The following is a 25,496-nucleotide window of genomic DNA, read 5'->3' on the forward strand; positions in this document are numbered from 1 at the left end:
GTTGTTTCGAGGAGGCAGCCTCAGGGCCGCCTCCTTCGCGATGGCATTAAACGGTGAAGGCATCCTGCAGCAGTTTTTCCTGCTGCTCGGCGTGCATGGACGCATAACCACAGGCTGGAGCGGCCGAAGCATCACGACCGGCATACTCGAGCACCAGCGACTTCTTGTGCGCCGCAGCGGCACGACGCATATGATGCTGGCTGCAATACCAGGCGCCCTGGTTCATCGGCTCTTCCTGACACCAGACGATGTGCTTGAGGTTCTTGTACGGTGCAAGAATCTCGGCCAGGTCGTCTTCCGGGAACGGATACAGCTGCTCGATCCGCACGATGGCGATATCTTCGCGGCCTTCGGCGCGGCGTTTTTCCAGCAGGTCGTAGTAGACCTTGCCGCTGCACAGCACCAGACGCTCGACCTTTTTCGGCTCGATGGCGTCGATTTCCGGGATCACGGTCTGGAACGAGCCTTCGGCCAGGTCTTCCAGGGTCGAGACGGCCAGCTTGTGGCGCAGCAGCGACTTCGGCGTCAGCACCACCAGCGGCTTGCGCAGCGGGCGGATGACCTGACGACGCAGCAGGTGGTAGATCTGCGCCGGCGTGGTCGGTACCGCAACCTGGATGTTCTGCTCGGCGCACAGCTGCAGGTAACGCTCCAGGCGTGCCGAGGAGTGCTCCGGGCCCTGCCCTTCATAACCGTGCGGCAGCAGCATGGTCAGGCCGCAAAGACGACCCCACTTGGTTTCGCCGCTGGAGATGAACTGGTCGAACACCACCTGGGCACCGTTGGCGAAGTCGCCGAACTGGGCTTCCCAGATCACCAGCGCGTTCGGCGTGGTGGTGGCGTAACCGTATTCGAAGGCCAGCACGGCTTCTTCCGACAGGAAGGAGTCGTACAGGTCGAAGCGCGGCTGACCTTCGTACAGGTTCTGCAGTGGCAGATAGGCCGAACCATCCTTCTGGTTGTGCAGTTGCGCGTGACGGTGCGAGAAGGTACCGCGGCCCACGTCCTGACCGGTGATACGGATCGGGTGACCTTCGACCAGCAGGGTCGCGTAGGCCATGGTCTCGGCGTAGCCCCAGTTCAGCGGCAAGCCACCGGCGCCCATCTTGGCGCGGTCTTCGTAGATCTTGCCGACCTGACGCTGAACCACGAAACCGTCCGGCGTCTCCAGCAATTTGCTGGACAGCTCCTGCAGGGTCTTGAGGTCGAAGCGCGTGTCGTGACGTGCGGTCCAGGCATGGCCCAGGTACGGACGCCAATCGACGAACAGCTCCTTGTTCGGCTCCTTGACCAGGCTCTTGACCACGTGCTGACCGTTGTCGAGCGCCGTGCGGTACTCGTCGACCGGCGCCTGCACCGCGTCGGCAGTCAGGCGACCACCGGTGGTCAGGGCTTCGGCGTACAGCTCACGGGTGGTGCGCTGCTTGGCGATCTGCTGGTACATCAGCGGCTGAGTGCCGCTCGGCTCGTCGGCCTCGTTGTGGCCGCGGCGGCGGTAGCAGACCAGGTCGATGACCACGTCACGCTTGTACTGCATGCGGTAATCGACGGCCAGCTGGGTCACGAACAGTACGGCTTCCGGATCATCGCCATTCACATGGAAGATAGGCGCCTGGATCATCTTGGCGACGTCGGTGGCGTACTCGGTGGAGCGTGCGTCGTCGGCCCGGTTGGTGGTGAAGCCAACCTGGTTGTTGATCACGATGTGGATGGTGCCGCCCGTCTTGTAGGCACGGGTCTGCGACATCTGGAAGGTTTCCATGACCACGCCCTGACCGGCGAACGCCGCGTCACCGTGGATGGAGATCGGCAATACCTTGTCGCCAACGGCGTCGCTACGCCGATCCTGACGCGCACGTACCGAACCTTCGACCACCGGAGAGACGATTTCCAGGTGAGACGGGTTGAACGCCAGTGCCAGGTGAACTTCGCCGCCCGGGGTCATCACGTTCGACGAGAAGCCTTGGTGATATTTGACGTCGCCGGAGCTCAAGCCTTCGACTTTCTTGCCTTCGAACTCGTCGAACAGGTCGCGCGGGTTCTTGCCGAAAGTGTTGACCAATACGTTCAGACGGCCGCGGTGAGCCATGCCGATGACGATTTCCTTGGTACCGTAGGAACCGCTGCGCTGGATGATCTCATCGAGCAGCGGGATCAGGCTCTCGCCACCTTCCAGACCAAAGCGCTTGGTGCCCGGGTACTTGGTGCCCAGGTACTTTTCCAGGCCTTCGGCAGCGGTCAGACGCTCAAGCAGATGGCTCTGCGCTTCAGCAGAAATCTGCGGGCGACCACGTACGCTTTCCAGGCGCTGCTGGAACCAGCTGCGCTGATCGGAATCGACGATGTGGGTGAATTCGGAGCCGATGGTGCGACAATATGTCTGATGCAAAGCGTCGCGGATTTCCCGCAAAGTCGCTTCTTCCTTGCCGATTGCCAGACCACCTGTGCGGAAGGTGGTGTCTAGATCCGCGTCGGTAAGGCTGTAATGGCTGATCGACAGATCAGCAGGAACAGGGCGCTGCCACAGCCCAAGCGGATCGAGCTGAGCCGCTTGGTGGCCACGCATGCGGAATGCCTGAATCAACCGCAACACTTCGACCTGCTTCTTTTCGTGCTCACTGCTCACGGTACCGGCTGAAGCCGGCTGAGCGCGACGCTGGTTTTTGGCCAGCAACACGAAATGATCACGAATCGTCGAGTGCGATACGTCATTGGCGGTGCTGCCTTCAGACGGCAGCTTATCGAAATAAGTGCGCCATTCTTCCGGCACGGCGTTGGGATCGTGCAGGTAGAGCTCATAGAGCTCTTCCACGTAGGCAGCGTTACCACCGGATAGGTGGGCACTGTCCCACATGCGCTGCATCACGCTTTCTTGCATGCTTGGTCACCCTCGGTAAGGGGACACCACCGGCGAGAATACCGATTGGCTTTTCGAAGTCATGTTACAGCGACTTCAAAAGCCACCAAGAATCTCGCAGATAGTCCGGGCACCAGCCCGAATGCCCCTGCTGGTCGTCATATTTTTCGTATAAGGACGTTGGCGGCTAGGCCAACGTCCTGGCGATACTGCAACACCGACATTACGTCGGTGCGGCAGGTGTAGCGGGTCAAGCTAAAGAGCAGTGAATCAGGTACCGCTTTGCAGCAACATGTTGCGTACGTGACCGATTGCCTTGGTAGGGTTCAGGCCCTTAGGGCAAACGTTCACGCAGTTCATGATGCCGCGGCAGCGGAACACACTGAATGGATCGTCCAGCGATGCCAAACGTTCCGCAGTCTTGGTATCACGGCTGTCGGCCAGGAAGCGATAAGCCTGCAGCAGTGCAGCTGGACCCAGGAACTTGTCCGGGTTCCACCAGAACGACGGGCAGCTGGTCGAGCAGCATGCGCATAGAATGCACTCGTACAAGCCGTCGAGCTTTTCGCGCTCTTCCGGAGTCTGCAGGCGCTCGATGGCCGGAGCCGGCGTATCGTTCTGCAGGAACGGCTGCACCTTCTCGTACTGTTTGTAGAAGATGCTCATATCCACTACGAGGTCACGAATTACCGGCAGACCAGGCAGCGGGCGAATCACCAGTTTGTTGCCAGTGACAACAGAGGAGATCGGCGTGATGCAAGCCAAGCCGTTCTTGCCGCTGATGTTCATGCCGTCAGACCCGCAAACGCCTTCACGGCAGGAGCGACGATACGAGAAGCCCTCGTCCTGCTCTTTGATCAGGGCCAGGATATCGAGCACCATCAAGTCCTTGCCGTCGATGGTGACGTCGAATTCCTGCATGAACGGTGCTTTGTCCGCTTCCGGGTTGTAGCGATAAACGCTGACTTTCAAGCTTTTGCCAAGAGACATGGTAGCCACCCTTAATAAGTACGAACTTTGGGTTCAAACGCCGGAACTGTCTTCGGCGAGAAGTTGACATCGCGCTTGGCGACACGTTTCTCACCTGGGAAGTACAGGCTGTGGCACAACCAGTTGGTGTCGTCGCGGTCTTCATAGTCTTCACGGGCGTGAGCGCCGCGGGACTCGGTACGGGTGTCAGCTGCGATGGCAGTGGCTTCGGCGACTTCCAACAGGTTCTGCAGCTCAAGAGCCTCGATACGCGCGGTGTTGAACGCCTGGCTCTTGTCAGTGATCTTGACCTTGGCAATACGCTCGCGCAGGTCAGCAAGCTGAGAGATGCCCTTCTTCATGTATTCGCCAGTACGGAATACACCGAAGTAGTTCTGCATGCACTGCTGCAGCTCTTTACGCAGCGGAGCAACTTCCTCACCAGCGCTACGCTCGTTGACGCCGGACAGACGCGCAAGCGACTGCTCGATATCGGTTTCGCTGGCACCACGGACGTCCACGCCTTCTTTCAGCGCTTTTTCCAGGTGCAGACCAGCTGCACGACCGAACACCACCAGGTCGAGCAGCGAGTTGCCGCCCAGACGGTTGGCACCATGTACCGATACGCAGGCAACTTCACCGACCGCGAACAGACCTTCGATGATGCGGTCTTTGCCGTTGGCGTCCTGGGTAATGGCCTGGCCATGAATGTTGGTGGCAACGCCGCCCATCATGTAGTGGCAGGTCGGAATGACCGGAACAGGCGCAACAACCGGGTCAACGTGTGCGAAGGTCTTGGACAGTTCGCAAATGCCTGGCAGGCGGCTGTGCAGGACTTCTTCGCCCAGGTGATCAAGCTTAAGCAGTACGTGGTCCTTGTCAGGGCCACAGCCGTTACCGGCGATGACCTCCTTGACCATGGAACGGGCCACAACGTCGCGACCGGCAAGGTCTTTGGCGTTGGGCGCATAACGCTCCATGAAACGCTCGCCATGGGCGTTGATCAGGTAACCACCTTCACCACGGCAGCCTTCGGTAACCAGTACACCAGCGCCGGCGATACCGGTCGGGTGGAACTGCCACATTTCGATGTCCTGTACCGGCACACCAGCACGCAGCGCCATGCCTACACCGTCACCGGTATTGATCAGGGCGTTGGTGGTAGAAGCGTAGATACGGCCAGCACCGCCAGTCGCCAGAACCACGGCTTTGGAGCGGATGTAGACGGTTTCGCCAGTTTCGATGCAGATGGCGATCACGCCAACGATGGCGCCGTCCTGGTTCTTGACCAGATCGACCGCGTACCACTCGTTGAGGAACGAGGTACCGGCTTTCAGGTTGGCCTGATACAGGGTGTGCAGCAGCGCGTGACCGGTACGGTCAGCAGCGGCGCAAGTACGGGCAGCCTGAGTTGGGTTATCCGGGCCTTTGGACTGGCCACCGAACGGACGCTGATAAATGCGGCCTTGTTCGGTACGGGAGAACGGCAGCCCCATGTGCTCGAGTTCGAACACGGCTTCCGGGCCGACGGAACACATGTACTCGATCGCATCCTGGTCACCGATATAGTCGGAGCCCTTGACGGTGTCGTACATGTGCCAGCGCCAGTCATCGTTCGGATCGTTCGAAGCGATGGCGCAGGTGATGCCGCCCTGTGCGGAAACGGTATGGGAACGGGTCGGGAAAACCTTGGTTACCACGGCAGTCTTGTGGCCGCCCTGCGCCAGCTGCAGTGCAGCGCGCATGCCGGCACCACCACCACCAACGATGATGGCGTCATAGGAGAGAGTACGAATGCTAGTCATGAATCAGAAACCCCAAAGAATCTGCACGCCCCAGACAAAGAACACGAACATGGCAATGCCACACGTGGCCTGGAACAGAAAACGCACAACGGTGGCCCACTTGCCCAGCGCGGTTGGCGTCAGGTAGTCAGTGGAAATCGTCCACATGCCGACCCAGGCGTGAACGCCCAGCGCGACAAGCGTCAGCAAGCTGAAGATGCGCATTGCATTATTGGAGAACAGACCATGCCATTCGGCGTAGCCCATGCCTGGATTGAGGACGATATAGCCCAGCAAAAACAGGACGTAAGCCGCGAGAACGACTGCAGAAACGCGCTGTGCCATCCAGTCATAGAGGCCCGAACGCGAGAAATTCGTGACATTAGTTACCATATCCACACCCCCAGCAGCACGATCACGATCGCCGATACGACGAGTACGATTTTGGAACCCAGCTTGCCGCCTTCCAGCGTCTCACCGACTCCAGCATCCATGATCAAGTGGCGCACACCGGCCACCAGGTGGTACAGCAGAGCGGACAAAAGTCCCCAGATCACGAACTTGGCCAGCGGACTGGTCAAGCATTCTTTCACCTGGGCGAAACCCTCTTCCGATGACAGCGACTTGTCGAGCCCGAACAGCAGCACGGCAATGCCGAGGAAAAGGATCACGCCAGATATACGGTGAAGAATGGACGTGTAAGCAGTGACTGGGAGTTTTATCGTCCGAAGGTCTAAGTTTACAGGTCGTTGGCTATTCACGGCTTTATTATCACACTGAGAGCCCCAGCTATCAGGGCTGAGTTGTCGGGAAGCGCACTGGTCAGGTACCCATCACCCAAGGAGTGACAACCACCAGAAACCGGGCTCAAGGCCCATGGCAGTCGGGCGCAGAGTATAGACAGTTAGGTCGCTAATGACAACGCACGTACCTCGACCTAAAGGCGATTGCGTCAAGCCCGAAAATGGCGTAATAAGGCGCGCCTTTTTGTCGCAGGCAGGCCACTCAAACCCTTCTATTGCCTGGGTTTTCGCAAATTGACTTTCAGATTCATAACACTATAGTGATGCGGGCCCTGCGTGGGGGGCCGACTGATGATTCCAAGCATAACTAGGAGGCCACACATGGCTGACAAAAAAGCGCAGTTGATCATCGAGGGCGCAGCCCCCGTCGAGCTGCCCGTTTTATCCGGCACCGTTGGCCCAGATGTGATCGACGTGCGGAGCCTGACTGCCACGGGCAACTTCACTTTTGACCCCGGTTTCATGTCGACCGCATCGTGCGAGTCGAAGATCACCTATATTGATGGTGACAAGGGCGTACTGCTGCACCGCGGTTACCCCATCGAACAGCTGGCTGAAAAAGCCGACTATCTGGATACCTGCTACCTGCTGCTCAACGGCGAACTGCCGAACGAAGATCAGAAAGCCCAGTTCGTTAGCACCATCAAGAACCACACCATGGTTCACGAGCAATTGAAGACCTTCTTCAACGGTTTCCGTCGTGACGCCCATCCGATGGCCGTCATGTGTGGCGTGGTTGGCGCCCTCTCCGCCTTCTACCACGATTCCCTGGACATCAAGAACCCGCAGCACCGCGACATTTCCGCGATGCGCCTGGTCGCCAAGATGCCGACCATCGCTGCCATGGTGTACAAGTACTCCAAGGGCGAGCCGATGATGTACCCGCGTAACGATCTGAACTACGCGGAAAATTTCCTGCACATGATGTTCAACACCCCGTGCGAGACCAAGCCGATCAGCCCGGTGCTGGCCAAGGCGATGGACCGCATCTTCATCCTGCACGCCGACCACGAGCAGAACGCCTCTACCTCTACCGTGCGCCTGGCCGGCTCTTCGGGTGCCAACCCGTTCGCCTGTATCGCCGCTGGTATCGCCGCGCTCTGGGGCCCTGCCCACGGTGGCGCGAACGAAGCCGTACTGGCCATGCTGGATGAAATCGGTGATGTCTCAAACATCGACAAATTCATCGCCAAGGCCAAAGACAAGGACGACCCGTTCAAGCTCATGGGCTTCGGTCACCGCGTCTATAAGAACTTCGACCCACGCGCCCAGGTCATGAAACAGACCTGCGACGAAGTACTGGCCGAGCTGGGCATCAATGACCCGCAGCTGGAACTGGCGATGAAGCTCGACGAGATCGCCCGTAACGATCCTTACTTCAAGGAACGCAACCTGTACCCGAACGTCGACTTCTACTCGGGCATCATCCTCAAGGCGATCGGCATTCCGACCAGCATGTTCACCGTGATCTTTGCCCTGGCGCGCACCGTCGGCTGGATCTCGCACTGGAAAGAAATGCTCTCCGGCCCGTACAAGATCGGCCGTCCGCGCCAGCTGTACACAGGCCCGACCCAGCGCGACATCAAGAAATAAGCTTCTTGCGCTGACGCCACTGTGACAAGAAAGCCCATATCCACGGATATGGGCTTTTTCGTTTCTGTCCCCATCGCTCAGGCTTTATCATGGCGCCCTATTTTCACAACCGGGCCGCTCATGAAATTCGCTATCGCCCTGTTTTCTCCACCTTCGGCACCCTCCTCCCGCCGCGCGCTGCGCTTTGCTGAGGCCGCACTACAGGGCGGCCACGAGATCGTGCGCCTGTTCTTCTATGCCGATGGCGTGCACAGCGCTTCCGGCAATATCGTCAGCCCTCAGGATGAAACCGATATCGCGCGCCAGTGGCGCGAGTTCATCGAAGCGCAGCAGCTCGACGGCGTGGTGTGCATCGCTGCTGCGCTGCGGCGTGGCGTGCTCGACGAGCAGGAAGCGCGCCGCTACGAGCGCCAGGCGGCCAACCTGCCCGCTCCCTGGGTGCTTTCCGGCTTGGGCCAGTTGCATGAAGCAGCGCAACTGGCTGATCGCCTGATCTGTTTTGGAGGCGATTGAGATGAGCAAATCTCTGTTGATCATCAGCCGCCAGGCGCCCTGGAATGGCCCGGGTGCCCGCGAAGCACTGGATATCGCCCTGGCCGGCGGCGCTTTCGACCTGCCTATCGGCATGCTGTTTCTCGACGACGGCGTGTTGCAGCTCGCTGGCGCACAACAGTCTCAAGCCGTGCAGCAAAAAGACCTGACCGCAAACCTACAGGCGCTGCCGATGTTCGGCGTTGAATCCCTATATGCCTGCACCCAGAGCCTCGCACTGCGCGGTATGAGGGATACTTCGCTGGAAGTCGAGCGCCTGGATAGCGACGGACTGCGCGCCCTTATCGACCGCTACGACCAGGTGATTACGCTGTGATGAAGACCCTGCACGTTATCTCCAGCTCGCCGTTCAGCGACGACCGCCTGAGTAGTTGCCTGCGCCTACTCGGCAGCGACGACGGCCTTTTGCTGTGCGGCGATGCCACCTACGCCACTCAGCCTGGCAGTAGCCACGCAGAAGCCTTGGCAGCGCTGCAAGGCGTCTCGCTGTACGCCCTCGACGAAGATATTCAGGCCCGCGGCCTTAAACCTGCCGTAGCCATCGAGCGGATCGACTACCCGAGGTTCGTCGCCCTCGCCTGCGAATTCAGCAAGGTGAACACCTGGTTATGAGCAATCTGATCATCAACGACCGCGCCATCGAACTCGACAAGGATGGCTACCTGCTCGATCTGCAGGACTGGTCAGCCGAAATCGCCACCGCCCTGGCCACGCGCGAAGAGCTGGAACTGAGCGCCGAACACTGGGAAATCCTCGAGCTGCTGCGCGCCTTCTACGCCGAATTCCAGCTGTCGCCGGCCAATCGCCCGCTGATCAAATACGTCGCCCTCAAGCTGGGGCCGGACAAGGGCAACAGCCTGCACCTCAATCGCCTGTTCAATGGCACTCCCGCCAAACTCGCCGCCAAACTGGCGGGCCTGCCCAAGCCCACGAACTGTCTATGAACCTGATCACTCCAGCTGAACACCCCTTTGCGCCCTTCGTACGCATTCTCGGCAAGGGCAAGCGCGGTGCGCGCAACCTGACCCGCGAGGAAGCCCGCGAAGCCATGGGCATGATCCTCGACAACCAAGTCGAAGATGCCCAGCTTGGCGCCTTTCTGATGCTGCTGCGCCACAAGGAAGAAAGCGCCGAGGAAATGGCCGGCTTTACCGAAGCGGTTCGCGCACGGCTGGCTGCACCAACTATCGCGGTCGACTTCGACTGGCCAACCTACGCCGGCAAGAAGCGTCACCTGCCCTGGTTCCTGCTGGCCGCCAAAGCCCTGGCGAACAGCGGCCTGCGCATATTCATGCATGGCGGCGGCGCGCACACCGCCGGGCGCTTGTACAGCGAGCAGTTACTTGGCGAGCTGGATATCCCGCTGTGTCGCAGCTGGAATGAGGTTTCGCAAAACCTGGACAACGGCAAGCTGGCCTTTATGCCGCTGGGCGATTGGATGCCCGCGCTGCAACGCATGATCGATTTGCGTAACGTGCTTGGCCTGCGCTCGCCGATCCACTCCCTGGCGCGGATCCTCAACCCACTGGCGGCGCGTTGCGGCCTGCAAAGCATTTTCCACCCCGGCTATCAGGCCGTGCATCGTGAAGCCAGCGGGTTGCTGGGCGACCACGCCATCGTCGTCAAGGGTGACGGCGGCGAGATCGAGCTGAATCCGGATGCCCTCAGCCACCTGTATGGCACCGAGAACGGCGAGAACTGGGATGAAGACTGGCCGATGCTCTCCGAGCGCCGCCACGTCAAACCCGAGCACCTGGACCCGGCTCACCTGCAAGCCGTGTGGCGCGGTGATGGCGAAGATGCCTACGGTCAATTGGCGATCATTTCCACCATGGCGCTGGCATTGCGTGGGCTCGGCCTGTCGCGTGAAGCGGCCTTCACTGAGGCTGAAAAACGCTGGCAGGCACGCCATCTATCGATTCAGCCGATTCGTTGAACCCGGTTTTTAAGGCCTGTGTCGATAACTGACTGGTTAGACTCCAGGCATCGACTGAAACGGGAGAAAACGACATGGGCTTGCTGATCGAAGGCCAATGGCACGACCAATGGTACGACACCGGCGCGGGCGGCCGCTTCAAGCGCGAAGACGCCCAGCGCCGCAACTGGATCACTGCCGACGGCTCGCCCGGGCCATCTGGCGAAGGTGGCTTTGCCGCCGAAGCCGGTCGCTATCACCTCTATGTGTCGCTGGCCTGCCCTTGGGCGCACCGCACCCTGATTCTGCGCACGCTCAAGGGCTTGGAGCCTTTGATCGACGTGTCAGTAGTCAGCTGGCTGATGCGCGAGAACGGCTGGACCTTCGACGTCGAGCACGGCTCCAGCGGCGACGCCCTGGACGGTTTCGCCTTTTTGCATCAGCGCTACACCCGCGATGATCCGGACTACACCGGCCGGGTAACCGTGCCGCTGCTGTGGGACAAGAAGCAACAACGCATCGTCAGCAACGAATCGGCGGAGATCATCCGCATGTTCAACTCGGCGTTCAACGGGCTGACCGACAACCATCTGGATTTCTACCCCGAAGCCTTGCGCGGGCAGATCGACGCGCTCAATGAACGTATCTACCCGGCAGTCAACAACGGCGTCTACCGCGCTGGCTTCGCCACCACCCAGGCGGCGTACGAAGAAGCCTTCGATGAAGTATTCGATGAGCTGACGGTACTAGAGACGCGCCTTGGGCAATCACGCTACCTGGCCGGCGAATACCTGACCGAGGCCGACTGGCGGCTGTTCACCACCTTGGTGCGTTTCGACGCGGTGTACCACGGCCACTTCAAGTGCAACCTGCGGCGCATCGCCGATTACCCGAACCTCAGCAACTGGCTGCGCGAGCTCTACCAATGGCCGGGCGTGGCGGCGACCGTGGACATGTGGCATATCCAGCACCACTACTACGCCAGCCACCAGACCATCAACCCGACCGGCATCGTACCCAAGGGGCCGGCGCTGGACTTCGAAGCGCCCCACGACCGTGAGCGACTGCCGGCCAAAGGCGTATACCGCCCCGGATAAGCAAAGCCTGCCGCTCGGGTCGAGCGAAGCAAAACCCGCGCACTTTCTCAGAGCCTGCTCACGACCTCTATGGCCTGAAGCGGCAGGTACGAGGCAGAAACAGCCTTTCACTTGTGGGAGAGGCTTTAGCCTCGATTGTGACTGACTAGGCTTAAAGAGCTCGCGGCTAAAGCCGCTCCTACAAGGTAACGACCGGCCGATCTCGCCGCTTAGTTGCCAAAATCAACGAGCCGTAATGAAAGATCATGAACAGGCTCTCACAACGCACCAACGGTGCCCGAGTTACGCCTGCGACTTTCACTCTGACTCCTCGCCTTCTTCGAGCTGCTGCACATCCCAGCCACCGCCCAGGGCGGCGATCAGCTGTACGCTGGCGGTCAGGCGGCTGCCCAGTAGCGTCAGCGCGTTGCGCTCGTTGCTCAGGGCCGTGGCCTGCACGTTGACCACGCTGTTGTAGTCCACGGTGCCGGCGCGGTACTGGTTGTCGATCAGGCGCAGCGACTCGCGGGCTGCGTCCAGCGCCTGGGCCTGCACCTCGGCTTCGCGGCCCAGCACGCGCTGCTGCACCAGGTAATCCTCGACCTCGCGGAAACTATCGAGCACCGCTTGACGATACTGGGCGACGGTCTGGTCATAAACCGCCTCCACCCGCTCGCTTTCAGCGCTGCGCCGGCCCCCGTCGAAAAGGGTCAGGGCCAGTTGCGGGCCCACCGACCAGAAGCGATTGGGCAGGTTGATCCAGTCGGCGAAGCTGCTGCCGCGGTAACCGCCCGTGGCGGAAATGGTCAGGTCGGGAAACCAGGCCGCCTTGGCTACACCGATCTCGGCGTTGGCGGAGATCACCCGGCGCTCGGCCGCTGCTACGTCCGGGCGACGCTCCAGCAGCGCAGATGGCACGCTGGCCGGCACCTCTGGTAGAGTCGGCAGGCTTTCGCGGCGGGCGATACTGACTTCGCTCGGTGGCACGCCGATCAATACGGCAATCGCATGTTCGAGCTGCGCACGCTGCCATTGCAGGTCGATGGCCTGGGCTTCGGTGCTGTGCAGTTGAGTGAGCGCCTGGGCAACGTCCGAGCGCGGCACGATGCCGGCGCGGTACTGGTTCTCGGTCAGGCGCAGGGAGCGCTGGTAAGCGGCTACCGTGGCGTCGAGCAGGCGCTGCTGCTCATCCAGCACGCGCAATTGCAGATAGCTCTGCACCAGCTCGGACTGCAGGCTCAGGCGCACCGCGGCCAGGTCGGCCGCGCTGGCTTCGAAAGCAGCGCGGTTGGATTCCAGGCCACGGCGCAGCTTGCCCCACACATCCAGCTCCCAGCTGGCATTGAGGCTCAGGTCGTAACTCTTGGAGATGCTCGACGAGTTGCCACCACCGATGGCGATGCCATCCGAGGTGCGCAGTGTACTATCGCCACCGCCCTGCCCGGCCCGGGTCATGCCAGCGCTGGTCGACAGGGTCGGAAAGAACGCCGCGCGGCCGCCGCGCAACAAGGCGCGGGCCTGGCGGTATTGAGCTTCGGAAGCGGCCAGATTCTGGTTGGAAACGTTGAGGCGACCGACCAAGGCATTGAGCTCACCATCACCGTACAGTTCCCACCAGGCGCCACGTTCCAGCGCATCGGCTGGCACCGCGGCCTTCCAGCCCTCGGCCTGTTTGAAGGCTGCGGGCGTGCTGATTTCCGGGCGCTGGTAATCGGGCCCGATGGCGCAGCCGGCCAGGGCAACACTGAGCGCCAGCAGGCCAAAGGTTCGACGGGAAGCAAAAGTCATAGAGGCGTTTCCAGAGCAGCATCGGTACGCACGCCGCGCCAGCGGTTGACGCGGTGACGCAGGCGGTCGAGATAGAGGTAGACCACAGGCGTGGTATAAAGCGTGAGGATCTGGCTGAGAATCAGGCCACCGACGATGGTGATACCCAGCGGCTGGCGCATTTCAGAGCCTTCAGCGCTACCAAGCATCAACGGCAAGGCGCCAAGCAGCGCCGCCAGGGTAGTCATCATGATCGGCCGGAAGCGCAGCAGGCAGGCACGGCGAATCGACTCGGCCGGGCTCAGGTGTTCATGGCGCTCAAGCTGCAGCGCCAAGTCGATCATCAGAATGGCGTTCTTCTTCACCACGCCGATCAGCAGGAACAGCCCCAACAGCGAGATCAGGCTGAACTCGGTATTGAGCAACTGCAGCGCCAACAGCGCACCGACGCCTGCCGAGGGCAGCGTGGAGAGAATGGTCAGCGGGTGCACGTAACTCTCGTAGAGCACGCCGAGCACGATGTACACCACCACCAGCGACATCAGAATCATCCACGGTTGGTTCTTCTGCGTCTGCTGGAACGCGCCGCCCGTGCCACCCAGCATGCCCTGCACTTCGGTTGGCAGCGCGATCAGCGCCACGGCGCGATTGATGGCGCGGGTCGCCTGGTCGAGGCTGACGCCTTCAGCCAGGGAAAAGCCGATGTTCTCCACCGCGAACTGGCCCTGGTGACTGATGCGGTCATCCTCCAGGCTGTTTTCCCAGTGGGCGATGGCCGATAACGGAACCCGCGCACCGTCCGCGGTGATCAGCTGTATCTGCGCCAGAGACTCGGGGCTCTGGGCATAGCGCGGGTTGATCTCCATCACCACGCTGTACTGGTTGAGGGCGTCGTAGATGGTGGATATCTGCCGCTGGCTGAAGGCGTTGTTGAGCACGCCGGTGACAAGACTCATATCCACGCCCAGGCGCTTGGCCTCGTCGCGGTCGACCACCAGGCGAATCTGCGGCGCGCCGCCGTCTTCGGTGGCGTCGATATCGGTCAGCTCGGGTAGCGCACGTAACGCTTCGCGCACCTTGGGCAGCCACTCGCGCAGTGCATCCAGATCGCCGGACATCAGCATGTACTCGTTTTCTGAGCTGCGCCCCTGGCGCCCACCAAATTGCAGATCCTGATCTGGCATCAGGAACATCCGCCCGCCGGGAATCTTCGGCACCTCCTTGCGCAGGCGGTCGATCACCTGTTGGGCCGATATGTCGCGCTCGGCGATCGGCTTGAGGCGCACGATGACGATTGCGTTGTTGATGCCGCTGCTACCGCCGATAAAGCCCGCCACGCTCTCCACCGCTGGGTCGGCGAGGATGGCACGCCGGTAAGCCTCCATCTTCGGCTGCATGACCTGGAACGACAGGCCGTTGTCACCGCGAATAAAGCCCATCAGCTGGCCGGTGTCCTGCTGCGGCATGAAGGTCTTCGGGACGCTGACGAACAGGAACAGGTTCAAGGCGATGGTGGCGAACAGGCTGATCAGCATCAGCAGCGAGTGGCGCAGCGCCCAGTCGAGGCTGCGCGCGTAGCCGCGCACGATACGCGCGCCGATACGCTCCAGCAGCCCCGGCTCGCGAGCTTCCCGCTCTGGCTCCGGCTTGAGCCAACGAGCGCAGAGCATCGGCGTGAGCGTCAGCGACACCAAGAGGGAAATGACGATAGACACAGCCAGCGTGATGGAGAACTCACGGAACAAGCGCTCCACCAACCCGCCCATAAACAGGATCGACAAGAACACCGCAACCAGCGAGACGTTCATCGACAACAGCGTGAAGCCCACTTCACGGGCGCCCTTGAACGCGGCAGCCATGGGCGTTTCGCCGACTTCAATATGTCGATTGATGTTCTCCAGCACGACGATGGCGTCGTCCACCACCAGGCCGGTAGCGATGATTAGCGCCATCAGCGACAGGTTGTTCAGCGAGAAGCCCAACAGGTACATGGCCGCGAACGAGCCGACCAGTGACACCGGCACCGCCAGTGCGGGAATCAGCGCTGCGCGCCAGCGGCGCAGGAAGGCGAACACCACCAGAATCACGAGAACCACGGCGATCAGCAGGGTGTGTTCGGCCTCCTTGAGCGTGGCGCGGATCACCGGCGAGCGGTCCATGGCCACTTCCAGATCGGCGCTGGCCGGAATCACGCTGCGCAGCTCCGGCAGCAAGGCGCGGATACCGGCGACGGTCTCGATGATGTTCGCCCCGCTCTGACGGTTCACCACCACCAGCACGGCCTGTTTATCGTTGTAGAAGCCGCTGTTGTAACGGTCCTGCACGCCATCGGTGACCTGGGCAACATCGCCTAGGCGGATTGCGGCGCCATCCTTGTAACGGATGATCATCGGCACGTAGTCGGCGGCGCGCTCGAGCTGGTCGCTGGCCTGCACCTGCCAGTGCCGCTGTGCATCCTCTATGGCGCCCTTGGGGCGCTTGGCGTTGGCGGCGGCGATGGTCGAGCGCACATCGTCCAGCGCCACCCCGTACTGATCGAGCAAACGCGGCTCCAGCGCCACGCGCACGGCCGGTAGCGAACTGCCGCCAATCTGCACTTCACCGACGCCGGTGACCTGGGAAAGTTTCTGGCCGACGATGGTCGAGGCCACGTCGTAGAGCTGGCCCTTGTCGAGCACCGTCGAGGTCAGCGACAGCACCATGATCGGCGCCTGGGACGGGTTGATCTTGCGGTACGTCGGCATGCTACGCATACCGCTGGGCAACAGCTCGCGCGAGGCGTTGATGGCGGCCTGCACCTCGCGGGCCGCAGCGTTGATGTCACGGTCCAGATCGAACTCGATCATGATCCGCGTATTGCCCTGGCTGCTGTTGCTATTCATCTGGCTAACGCCAGCGATGGCGCCCAGCGAACGCTCCAGCGGCGTGGCCACCGTGGCGGCCATTACCTGAGGGCTGGCACCGGGCAGGCTGGCCTGCACGGTGATCACCGGGAAGTCCATGTTCGGCAGTGGCGCCACCGGCAACAGGCCGAAGCTGACGCCACCGAGCAGCATGATCGCCAGGCTCAGCAGCATGGTGGCCACCGGGCGGCGGATAAAGGGTGCCGAGAGGTTCATGCGCTCGGTACACCCGCCGCGCTGCGGCCGCTGACGCGCCGCGCGAGGCGGTCGAAGTACAGGTAGATCACCGGCGTGGTGAACAGCGTGAGGATCTGGCTGACCAGCAGGCCGCCAACCATCACCAGGCCCAACGGCTGACGCAGCTCGGCGCCGGAGCCCGAGGCGAGCATCAGCGGGATGGCGCCAAACAGCGCCGCCAATGTAGTCATCAGGATCGGCCTAAAGCGCAGCAACGCCGCCTGGTAGATCGCATCATGGGGCGTCATGCCCTGGTGGCGCTCCGCGTCGAGTGCGAAGTCGATCATCATGATGGCGTTCTTCTTGACGATGCCGATCAGCAGGATGATGCCGATGATCGCGATCAGCCCCAGATCGTTGCCGGTCAGCAGCAGCGCCAGCAAGGCGCCAACGCCCGCCGACGGCAACGTCGAGAGGATGGTGATCGGGTGGATGTAGCTCTCGTAGAGCACGCCGAGCACGATGTACATGGTCACGATGGCAGCCAGGATCAGCAGCAGCGTCGACGACAGCGAAGCGCGGAACGCCTCGGCAGCGCCCTGGAAGTTGACCTGCACGCTGACCGGCATGGCGATTTCCTGCTGCACGCGCTCGATAACCGCCACCGCCTCACCCAGCGACACACCGGCGCTGAGGTTGAACGACAACGTAGCCGCCGGAAACTGGCCGATATGGTTGATCAGCAGGCTCGCCGCGCGCTCGTCGACCTGCGCCAGCGACGACAGCGGCACCTGCTTGCCGTCGCCGGTGGCCACGTGAATCTGACGCAGTGCGTCCGGGCCGATGCTGCCGCCGTTGGCGCTTTCCAGCACCACACGGTATTGACTGGCCTGGGTGTAGATGGTGGAGATCTGCCGCTGGCCGAAGGCGTCGTACAGCGCGTCGTCGATATTGGCGACGCTCACGCCCAGGCGCCCGGCCATATCGCGGTCGATGTTCAGGTACACCTGCAGGCCGCGGCTCTGCAGATCGCTGGTCACGTCGCTGAGCTCAGGCTGCTGGCGCAGCGCCTCGACCATTTTCGTCGACCAGGTTTCCAGCAGGGCTGGATCCGGCGATTCCAGGCTGAACTGGAACTGGGTACGGCTGACCCGATCCTCGATGGACAGATCCTGCACCGGCTGCATGAACAGCTCGATGCCGGCGAGCTTGGCCAGCTCCGGGCGCAACCGCTCGATTACCTGGGCGGCGCTGACGTCACGCTCGGCGTGGGGCTTGAGGTTGATCAGCATGCGCCCACTGTTCAGCGTCGGGTTATCGCCATCGACACCGATATAGGACGACAGGCTGGCCACCGCCGGGTCCTTGAGGATCACGTCGGCCAGGCGCTGCTGGCGCTCGCTCATGGCGCTGAAGGAAATCGGCTGCGGCGCCTCGGAAATGCCCTGGATAACGCCGGTGTCCTGCACCGGAAAGAAGCCCTTGGGCACAGCCAGGTAGAGCACCACGGTCAAGGCCATGGTGCCGATGGCTACCAGCAGGGTCAGTGGCTGATGACGAAGCACCCAGCGCAGGCCAACCGAATAGCGCTCGATCATGCGGTCGATGACTGCGCCAGCACTACGGTAGAAACGCCCCTGCTCGGCTTCCGGCTCGCGCCTGAGCAGGCGCGCGCACATCATCGGCGTCAGGGTTAGGGAAATGACCAGGGAAATCAGGATCGCCACCGCCAGGGTGATGGCGAATTCGCGGAACAGTCGCCCCACAACATCGGCCATGAACAGCAGCGGAATCAACACGGCGATTAGCGACAGGGTCAGCGATACCAGGGTGAAGCCAATCTGCTTGGCGCCCTTGAGCGCGGCGTTGAGCGGCGTTTCCCCATCTTCCAGGTGGCGGGCGATGTTCTCCAGCATGACGATGGCGTCATCGACCACGAAGCCGGTGGCGATGGTCAGCGCCATCAGCGTCAGGTTGTTGACCGTGAAACCGGCCAAATACATCACACCGAAGGTGCCAATCAGCGACAGCGGCACCACAACTGACGGAATCAGCGTGGCCGAGACCTTGCGCAGGAACAGGAAGGTGACCAACACCACCAGAGCGATGGCCAGCATCAGCTCGTGCTGCACGTCGCGCACCGCGGTGCGGATCGTTTGCGTGCGGTCGGTGAGCACTGTCACTTCGACGCTGGCCGGCAGGCCCTGGGTCAGATTGGGCAGCAGGGTCTGAATGCGGTCGACCACATCGATGACGTTGGCGCCCGGCTGGCGCTGCACGTTGACCAGCACCGCGCTGTTCTGGTTGGCCCAAGCGGCCAGACGCTGATTCTCGGCGCCGTCGACGATATCCGCCACATCACGCAGGCGCAGCGCCGCGCCATTGGCGTAGGTGAGGATCAGGTCGCCGTATTCCTCGGCCGAGCGCAGCTGGTCGTTGGCGTCGAGCTGGGCCACCCGTGTCGGACCGTCGAAGTTGCCCTTGGGCTGGTTGACGTTGCTGGCGTTGATCAGGCTGCGCACGTTCGATAGGTTCAGGCCATAAGCCGCCAAGGCCTCCGGGTTGACTCGAATACGCACCGCCGGGCGTTGACCGCCGGCCAGTGATACAAGGCCGACGCCGGTGGTTTGCGCGAGCTTTTGCGCCAGGCGCGTGTCGACCAGGTCATTGACCTGGGGCAGCGGCAATTCCTTGGAGGTCACGGCCAGGGTCAGCACTGGCGTGTCGGCCGGATTGACCTTGTTGTACACCGGCGGTGCCGGCAGATCGTTTGGCAACAGGTTGGTCGCGCCATTGATGGCCGCCTGCACTTCCTGCTCGGCGACATCCAGTTGCACTTCCAGGTTGAAACGCAGGGTGATGACCGAAGCGCCACCTGAGCTGGTCGACGACATCTGCTGCAGCCCGGCCATCTGCCCGAACTGGCGCTCCAGCGGCGCTGTCACCGCACTGGTCATCACGTCCGGGCTGGCGCCCGGATACAGAGTCATCACGCGGATGGTCGGGTAGTCCACCTCGGGCAGCGCCGACACCGGCAACAGCCGATAGGCGATCACGCCACTGATGAAAATCGCCAGCATGATCAGCGTGGTGGCGACCGGGCGCAGGATGAACAGGCGTGAGACGTTCATGAAGCGCTACGCACCCGCGGCGTGGCTTCGCCAGTGGCAGGCGGCTCGCTGGTGCCTTCGCCGATCACTTCGACCTTGTTGCCTTCGCGCAGGCGGTCGGTGCCCTCGACCACGACGCGCTCACCCGCGGCGACGCCCTCTTCGATCACCGTGAACTCGCCATCGCTGGGGCCGACCTTGATCGAGCGTACCCGCACCTTGCTCTCGCCATCGATCACGTAAGCGAAGGTGCCGCTGGCGCCGAACTGCACGGCGGCCACTGGCACCAGCAGCGCGTCATTGCGCACCGACACTTGCAGGCGGGCGTTGACGAATTGATTGGGGAACAGCAATTCATCGGCGTTCGCAAAGCGTGCCTTGAGTTTGACCGTGCCGGTAGCGGTATCGATCTGGTTGTCCAGGCTCTCCAGCTCGCCTTCGGCCAGCTGCAGCTTTTCGCCGCGATCCCAGGCCTGCACCACCAGCTTGCGGTTCTCACGCACCTGCTTGACTACGGCAGGCAACTCGCCTTCCGGCAGGGTGAACACCACCGAGATCGGCAGCGTCTGGGTGATCACCACAATCGGGTCGGTATCGCTGGAGTTGACCAGGTTACCCAGGTCGACCTGACGAATGCCCAGACGGCCATCGATGGGCGCACGCACCTTGGTGAAGTCCAGGTTCAGCTTGGCTTCGGCCACGGCGGCCTGATTGTTCTGCAGCGTGCCACGGTACTGGCCGACCAGCGCTTCCTGGGTGTCCAGGGTCTGGCGGGCGATGGAGTCTTCTTTGAACAGGCCGCGGTACAGCGCCAGGTCCTTCTCGGCGGCGCTCAGCTGGGCCTGGTTCTGGGCCAGCGTGCCCTGAGCCTGTTGCAGGGCGATTTCATAAGGACGCGGATCGATCTGTACCAGCACGTCGCCAGCTTTGACCGGCTGGCCGTCCTTGAACAGCACCTTCGTCAGTTGCCCGTTGACGCGGGCGCGCACGTTGGCGGTGTTGTAGGCAGTCACCGTACCCAAGGCTTTGAGCACGATGGGGAAGTCGCGGGATTCGACCTGGGCAATGCGCACCGGCACGTTATCGAACCCCCAACCCGGCATGTCCTTCGGCTCGCTCTTGGCCGGCCAGAACCACCAGATCAGCACGATGACCAGCGCCAGCAAGAGCAGGCCGATGAACCACTGGCGTTTGAAGAATGGGGTGCTGGACGTTGTGTTTACTTCGGACATGAGCCAATCGCTTCCTGTGAGGAGCGTGAACGATAAGCACTCCTCAGCACGAAGCAAAGCCTCTTTACCGGCTATTTACCTCCACACATGAATTTAAGCGGTAAATGCACCGGGCAACGGCCGGTAAAGGCTCTGTTTCGGACTCGTCAGGCGCAACGGATGTATTGCCTGGTGTTGCCCAAAAGCAGCCTGCGCCTAGAGCCTGCTCATGATCTTCCGGCTCGATTTCAGCGCTTTGCCTGCAAAGTGCAGAGAATGGCCGCTCGCGATCTCGTAGGAGGGGCTTTAGCCGCGAGCTCTATTGTTTGCCTTGATAAAAAGCTCGGGGCTAAAGCCCCTCCTACATGATTACCGACCGCTTTCGCCTTGTAGCAGCAACTTTGCATGTCGCCTAAAAAGATCGTGAACAGGCTCTTAAAGCACCACTTGATATTCGGCCTGACCCTGAGCAGGCACGTCAGTAGCGAACAACTTGCCGGCATGGGGTTCAGCATCGAGCCCGTCGTCCTCCAGGCCGTCGCGTGCCGAAGTGGCGAATAGTATGCTCAGATCCGGGCCGCCAAACGCCGGGCAGGATATCTGCGAAGCCGGGAACGCCACCGCCTGCAGGAACTGCCCTTCGCTGTCATAACAGGCGACCCGCGATGCGCCCCACTGCGCGTTCCACAGCCGGCCCTGGTTGTCGATTACCGCGCCGTCGGGATTCAGGCCAGCCACCCGGCCATCGATGAATCGCTGTGGCTCGCCGCTTGGCCAGCCATGCAACTCGTCCAGCGGTTGGCGCCAAATCTGCTGACGGGCGGTGTCGGCGAAATAGGCGAAGCGCCGATCCGGCGAGAAGCAAATGGCATTGGTGATGCTGAGATCGCCGAACAGCCGACGCAGCTCGCCACGGTAGTAGCGATAGATAGCGCCGGCCTGCGGCTGGGCCAGGAGCCCCATGGTGCCAATCCAGAAACCGCCCCACGGGTCCGCGCGGCCATCATTGGAACGGGTAAGCGGGTTGTTCGCCTCCAGCGCGCAAACCTGCTCACGCGAACCATTGCGCAAATCGAAAACTGACAAGGCGGTTTCGCTGGCCATTAGCAGGCGATCGCTGTCAATCCAGCCGGCGGCCGAGGCACGCTCGCCGAGCGCCCATTCCAGCGGCTGGCCATCCTGCTGGCTGAGCAGCCGCTTGCCGAGGATATCGAACCAAAACAGCTGCTCGCGCTGCGGGTGCCAGAACACGCCCTCGCCCAGGGTGCAGGCGCGCGAGTCGGCGATACGCGCGGCGGTGCTGCCGTGGGAGTTCGCAGTCATGTCTAGAAGCCTCCTCGAATGTGCTGATGGGCGGCCGCTAGGCCTGCCAGGGTGACCTGCTCGGCGCCCAGGGTTTGCGCCGAGATGTTCAGGGTCGCCAGTGCGTGACGATAGCGTTCGGCCGCTTGGCCATCGCCGATGACACAGACCGACAGGCCCTGCCAGCGTTCCGGTAATCCCGCCAGCTCCTGGCCGATCAACAACCCGGACAGGCGCGCCCACGCCGCAGCGGGCGCCAGGCCTTCGAGCAGACTTTCGGCGCGTAGGCCAAACAAGGCACCGAGCAGCGGGCGTTCGCTAGCGGCACGTAAGCCCACCTCGAATGCCGGCAAATCGAATGGCTGATCACCGCGCATGCCGTGACGCAGCACCGACTGCCCGCTGAGCAGCGCGAACAGCTCACCGGTCATAAAGGTCTGAAAGCCAATTACCTGACCATCGCGCACTTCGGCCCATTTGCTGTGGGTGCCCGGCAGGCAGACCAGACCGTGATAATCCGGCCATTCAGACAGAAGGCCGGATATCTGGGTTTCCTCGCCGCGCAGCACATCCGCCGGCGTGCGCTGGCAAAGCCCGGGAATGATCGACACGCGCATGCGTGCATCGCTCACCTCCGGGCGGATCATCCGCGCCATGGCCTGGGGCGCACAGGGCACCTCGGCATAGGGGGCTTCACGCCAGCCCTGACGTGCACCGACCATGCCGCAGGCGACCACCTCAGTAACGCGCTCGGCATCCAGCCAGCCGTCGATCAGTTCGAGCAACGCGCCTTCGAACTGATCCACCGCCAGACTGCCCATGCCACGCGCCGAAGCGGCGTGCTGCAGCACCTCACCGCCGGCTGACAGCGCCCAGACACGCAATTGCGTGGTGCCCCAGTCGACGGCGATCCAGCTGACCTCGCTCATGTGCGCCGCCCTCTCCTGCTCAATGACTGTCTTTGGGAATGCCAGCGCCACGGCAACCCTTGAGGAAGTCGAAGTCCGCGCCACTGTCAGCACCCTGCACATGATCGTGGAACAGCTTGATGTAACCACTGGTAGGCGCCTCGACGGTCGGCTTCCACGCGGCCAGACGCTGGCTCAGCTCTTCATCCGAAATATCCAGGTGAATGCGTCGTGCTTCTACGTCGAGCTCGATCATGTCGCCATTGCGCACCACCGCCAGCGGGCCACCAGCGGCCGCTTCCGGCGTGGTGTGCAGCACTACGGTGCCGTAGGCGGTGCCGGACATCCGCGCATCGGAGATACGCACCATGTCGGTGATGCCCTTGCGCAGCACCTTGGGCGGCAGGCCCATGTTGCCCACTTCGGCCATGCCCGGATAACCGCGTGGACCGCAGTTCTTCAACACCATCACGCAGTTTTCGTCGATATCCAGGCTTTCGTCGTTGATCTTCGCCTTGTAGTCGTCGATATCCTCGAACACCACGGCGCGACCACGGTGCTGCATCAGGTGCGGCGAGGCAGCCGACGGCTTGAGCACTGCGCCGCGCGGCGCCAGATTGCCGCGCAGCACGGCGATGCCGCCCTTGGCGGTGAGTGCCTTGTCCACCGGGCGGATGACGTCCTCGTTCCAGTTGCGAACGTTCTTGACCTCCTCCCAGATGGTTTCCCCGGAGACGGTCAGCGCGCCTTTATGCAGCTTGCCGCCCTCGCCGAGCATGCGAATCACCACCGGCAGGCCGCCGGCGTAGAAGAACTCTTCCATCAGGTATTTGCCCGACGGCATCAGGTTGACGATGGTCGGGATGTCCTGGCCGAGACGGTCCCAGTCATCCAGGGTCAGGTCGACGCCGACGCGGCCGGCGATGGCCAGAAGGTGGATCACCGCATTGGTCGAACCGCCGATGCTGCCGTTGACGCGGATGGCGTTCTCGAACGCCTGGCGGGTCATGATGTCGGACGGTTTCAGGTCGTCCTTGACCATCTGCACGATGCGCCGCCCGGTCAGGTGAGCGACCACACGGCGGCGGCTGTCCACCGCTGGAATCGCGGCGTTACCGGACAGCGCCATGCCAAGCGCCTCGGCCATGCTGGCCATGGTGCTGGCGGTGCCCATGGTGTTGCACGAGCCAGGCGAGCGGGACATCGACTGCTCGGCCTCGAGAAAATCCTCGCGGCTCATCTTGCCGGCCTTGATGTCTTCGGACATCTGCCACAGCGCGGTGCCCGAACCAACTCGCTCGCCACGGAACCAGCCATTGAGCATCGGCCCGCCGGAGACCACGATGGCCGGAATGTCGACGCTGGCGGCGCCCATCAGCAGCGCCGGGGTGGTCTTGTCACAACCGGCCAGCAGCACCACTCCGTCCAGCGGATTGGCACGCAGCGCTTCTTCGACGTCCATCGCCGCCATGTTGCGGTACATCATCGCGGTCGGGCGCAGCGAGCTTTCGCCAGCCGAGAACACCGGGAACTCCAGCGGCAGGCCGCCTGCTTCGTAAATACCGTGCTTGACCCGCTCGGCGAGATCACGCAGGTGGGCGTTACATGGCGTGAGCTGCGACCAGGTGTTGCAGATGCCGATCACTGGGCGGCCGTCGAACAGGTCGGCCGGCAGGCCCTGATTCTTCATCCAGCTGCGGTGATAGATGTGGTCACGCGAGTCGCCGCCGAACCATTCGGTGGAACGCAGCTTGCGTGGCCAGACTGCCGGTTTGAAGGTGCTCATACCCAACCTCCATCAACGATGAAATTCTGCGCGGTGCACATCGCCGCCGCGTCGGATGCCAAAAACAGCGCCATGTCGGCGATGTGCTCGGGGAGCAACTGGCCGGGCATGCACTGGTTCTGGCGAATCTGTTCCTTGGCCGCTTCGTCGACCCACATGGCCAACTGCTTGTCGGTCATCACCCAGCCAGGGACCAGGGTGTTGACGCGAATCCGGTCCTTGCCCAGATCGCGCGCCAGGCCACGGGTCAAACCGTGGGTTGCAGCCTTGCTGGCGGCGTACACCGGGTAGCCGGCCGAGGCCATCATCCAGCCCACCGAGCCGAAGTTGATGATCGCGCCGCCGCCGGCCTGGCGCATCATCGGCACAACCGCCTGGGTGGCGAAGGTGGCGTGGCGCAGGTTGACCGCGATCAGCTCGTCGAAGCGCTCGACGCTGATCGAATCCAGGGCGTGGCGCACGTCGTTGGCGGCGTTGTTGAGCAACGCGGTGATCGGCCCGAACTGTTCGGCGATCTTGTGGATAGCGGCCTGGTAAGCCTTGATATCGGTGATGTCGCAGCGCAGGAAAAGCACCTGGTGCCCCGCCTCGCTCAGCTCGCTGGCCAGGGCCTTGCCGTGCTTGTCGTCGATATCGACGAAGGCGGTACGTGCCCCCTGCTTGGCAAACGCCGTGACCAGCGCGCGGCCGATGCCGGTGGAGCCACCGGAAATCAGCACGGTGCGCCCTGCCAAGTCGGCGTATATCGCCTTGCCTGATGGTTGATTGTGGCTATTCATGGCC

The 25,496-nt window shown here is 62.2% G+C and carries 20 protein-coding genes; 7 read left to right on the forward strand and 13 right to left on the reverse strand.

All coding sequences use genetic code 11. The features are described from left to right. Positions 1-46: 46 nt before the first annotated feature. The 5 genes from BUC40_RS17780 to sdhC form a co-directional block, all read right to left on the reverse strand. Positions 47-2,878, reverse strand: coding sequence for a 2-oxoglutarate dehydrogenase E1 component (locus BUC40_RS17780; protein ID WP_073267512.1), 2,832 nt, complete (start codon positions 2,876-2,878; stop codon positions 47-49). A gap of 249 nt (positions 2,879-3,127) precedes the next feature. Next, positions 3,128-3,847 carry a succinate dehydrogenase iron-sulfur subunit gene (locus tag BUC40_RS17785; protein ID WP_073267513.1) on the reverse strand — a complete coding sequence of 240 codons (720 nt, stop codon included), beginning with the start codon at positions 3,845-3,847 and terminating at the stop codon, positions 3,128-3,130. A gap of 11 nt (positions 3,848-3,858) precedes the next feature. Beyond that, positions 3,859-5,631 carry a succinate dehydrogenase flavoprotein subunit gene (gene sdhA, locus BUC40_RS17790; RefSeq protein WP_073267514.1) on the reverse strand — a complete coding sequence of 591 codons (1,773 nt, stop codon included), beginning with the start codon at positions 5,629-5,631 and terminating at the stop codon, positions 3,859-3,861. A 3-nt stretch (positions 5,632-5,634) separates the two neighbouring features. Next, positions 5,635-6,003: a succinate dehydrogenase, hydrophobic membrane anchor protein gene (gene sdhD / locus BUC40_RS17795; protein ID WP_073267515.1), complete on the reverse strand. Its 369-nt coding sequence runs from the start codon at positions 6,001-6,003 to the stop codon at positions 5,635-5,637. Continuing rightward, positions 5,997-6,371, reverse strand: a complete 375-nt coding sequence (sdhC, locus tag BUC40_RS17800; RefSeq protein WP_070883123.1) for a succinate dehydrogenase, cytochrome b556 subunit — start codon at positions 6,369-6,371, stop codon at positions 5,997-5,999. Before sdhC ends, sdhD begins: the two co-directional genes overlap by 7 nt. 363 nt (positions 6,372-6,734) lie before the next feature. Here sdhC and gltA point away from each other — a divergent pair, with 363 nt between their 5' ends. The 7 genes from gltA to BUC40_RS17835 all read left to right on the forward strand — a co-directional run bounded on the left by gltA (position 6,735) and on the right by BUC40_RS17835 (position 11,570). Then, positions 6,735-8,006, forward strand: a complete 1,272-nt coding sequence (gene gltA, locus BUC40_RS17805; RefSeq protein WP_073267516.1) for a citrate synthase — start codon at positions 6,735-6,737, stop codon at positions 8,004-8,006. A gap of 120 nt (positions 8,007-8,126) precedes the next feature. After that, a complete protein-coding gene (gene tusD, locus BUC40_RS17810; RefSeq protein WP_073267517.1) occupies positions 8,127-8,519 on the forward strand; it encodes a sulfurtransferase complex subunit TusD in 393 nt (130 codons plus the stop codon). A gap of 1 nt (position 8,520) precedes the next feature. Further along, on the forward strand, positions 8,521-8,874 hold the full coding sequence (tusC, locus tag BUC40_RS17815; protein WP_073267518.1) for a sulfurtransferase complex subunit TusC: 354 nt from the start codon (positions 8,521-8,523) through the stop codon (positions 8,872-8,874). After that, a complete protein-coding gene (tusB, locus tag BUC40_RS17820) occupies positions 8,874-9,170 on the forward strand; it encodes a sulfurtransferase complex subunit TusB (protein WP_073267519.1) in 297 nt (98 codons plus the stop codon). The genes tusC and tusB overlap by 1 nt, the downstream gene beginning before the upstream one ends. Further along, a complete protein-coding gene (locus BUC40_RS17825; protein ID WP_073267520.1) occupies positions 9,167-9,502 on the forward strand; it encodes a TusE/DsrC/DsvC family sulfur relay protein in 336 nt (111 codons plus the stop codon). The genes tusB and BUC40_RS17825 overlap by 4 nt, the downstream gene beginning before the upstream one ends. Then, entirely contained in the window at positions 9,499-10,494 is a 996-nt protein-coding gene (locus BUC40_RS17830) for a glycosyl transferase family protein (RefSeq protein ID WP_073267521.1), read from the forward strand. The genes BUC40_RS17825 and BUC40_RS17830 overlap by 4 nt, the downstream gene beginning before the upstream one ends. A gap of 74 nt (positions 10,495-10,568) precedes the next feature. Next, complete coding sequence (locus tag BUC40_RS17835; protein WP_073267522.1) at positions 10,569-11,570, forward strand: glutathione S-transferase family protein; 1,002 nt, start codon at positions 10,569-10,571, stop codon at positions 11,568-11,570. Positions 11,571-11,867: 297 nt separating this feature from the next. Here BUC40_RS17835 and BUC40_RS17840 read toward each other — a convergent pair whose 3' ends face one another. From BUC40_RS17840 to BUC40_RS17875, 8 genes are all read right to left on the reverse strand, one after another. After that, complete coding sequence (locus tag BUC40_RS17840) at positions 11,868-13,337, reverse strand: efflux transporter outer membrane subunit (RefSeq protein ID WP_073267523.1); 1,470 nt, start codon at positions 13,335-13,337, stop codon at positions 11,868-11,870. Then, the gene (locus BUC40_RS17845; RefSeq protein ID WP_073267524.1) at positions 13,334-16,435 is read right to left on the reverse strand and encodes an efflux RND transporter permease subunit; all 3,102 of its coding nucleotides are present in this window, start codon (positions 16,433-16,435) and stop codon (positions 13,334-13,336) included. The genes BUC40_RS17840 and BUC40_RS17845 overlap by 4 nt, the downstream gene beginning before the upstream one ends. Beyond that, positions 16,432-19,527 (reverse strand): MdtB/MuxB family multidrug efflux RND transporter permease subunit, encoded by a 3,096-nt coding sequence (locus tag BUC40_RS17850; RefSeq protein ID WP_073267525.1) that lies wholly within the window; start codon positions 19,525-19,527, stop codon positions 16,432-16,434. The genes BUC40_RS17845 and BUC40_RS17850 overlap by 4 nt, the downstream gene beginning before the upstream one ends. After that, positions 19,524-20,738 (reverse strand): MdtA/MuxA family multidrug efflux RND transporter periplasmic adaptor subunit, encoded by a 1,215-nt coding sequence (locus tag BUC40_RS17855; RefSeq protein ID WP_073267526.1) that lies wholly within the window; start codon positions 20,736-20,738, stop codon positions 19,524-19,526. Before BUC40_RS17855 ends, BUC40_RS17850 begins: the two co-directional genes overlap by 4 nt. 414 nt (positions 20,739-21,152) lie before the next feature. After that, positions 21,153-22,040, reverse strand: a complete 888-nt coding sequence (locus BUC40_RS17860; RefSeq protein ID WP_073267527.1) for an SMP-30/gluconolactonase/LRE family protein — start codon at positions 22,038-22,040, stop codon at positions 21,153-21,155. A 2-nt stretch (positions 22,041-22,042) separates the two neighbouring features. Further along, positions 22,043-22,948 (reverse strand): 2-dehydro-3-deoxygalactonokinase, encoded by a 906-nt coding sequence (locus tag BUC40_RS17865; protein WP_073267528.1) that lies wholly within the window; start codon positions 22,946-22,948, stop codon positions 22,043-22,045. Between the two features lie 19 nt (positions 22,949-22,967). Then, positions 22,968-24,713, reverse strand: a complete 1,746-nt coding sequence (gene araD, locus BUC40_RS17870; RefSeq protein ID WP_073267529.1) for an L-arabinonate dehydratase — start codon at positions 24,711-24,713, stop codon at positions 22,968-22,970. Then, positions 24,710-25,492, reverse strand: coding sequence for an SDR family NAD(P)-dependent oxidoreductase (locus BUC40_RS17875; protein ID WP_073267530.1), 783 nt, complete (start codon positions 25,490-25,492; stop codon positions 24,710-24,712). The genes araD and BUC40_RS17875 overlap by 4 nt, the downstream gene beginning before the upstream one ends. Between the last annotated feature and the right edge of the window lie 4 nt (positions 25,493-25,496).

This window comes from Phytopseudomonas punonensis (assembly GCF_900142655.1).
Taxonomy (GTDB): Bacteria; Pseudomonadota; Gammaproteobacteria; order Pseudomonadales; family Pseudomonadaceae; genus Aquipseudomonas; species Aquipseudomonas punonensis.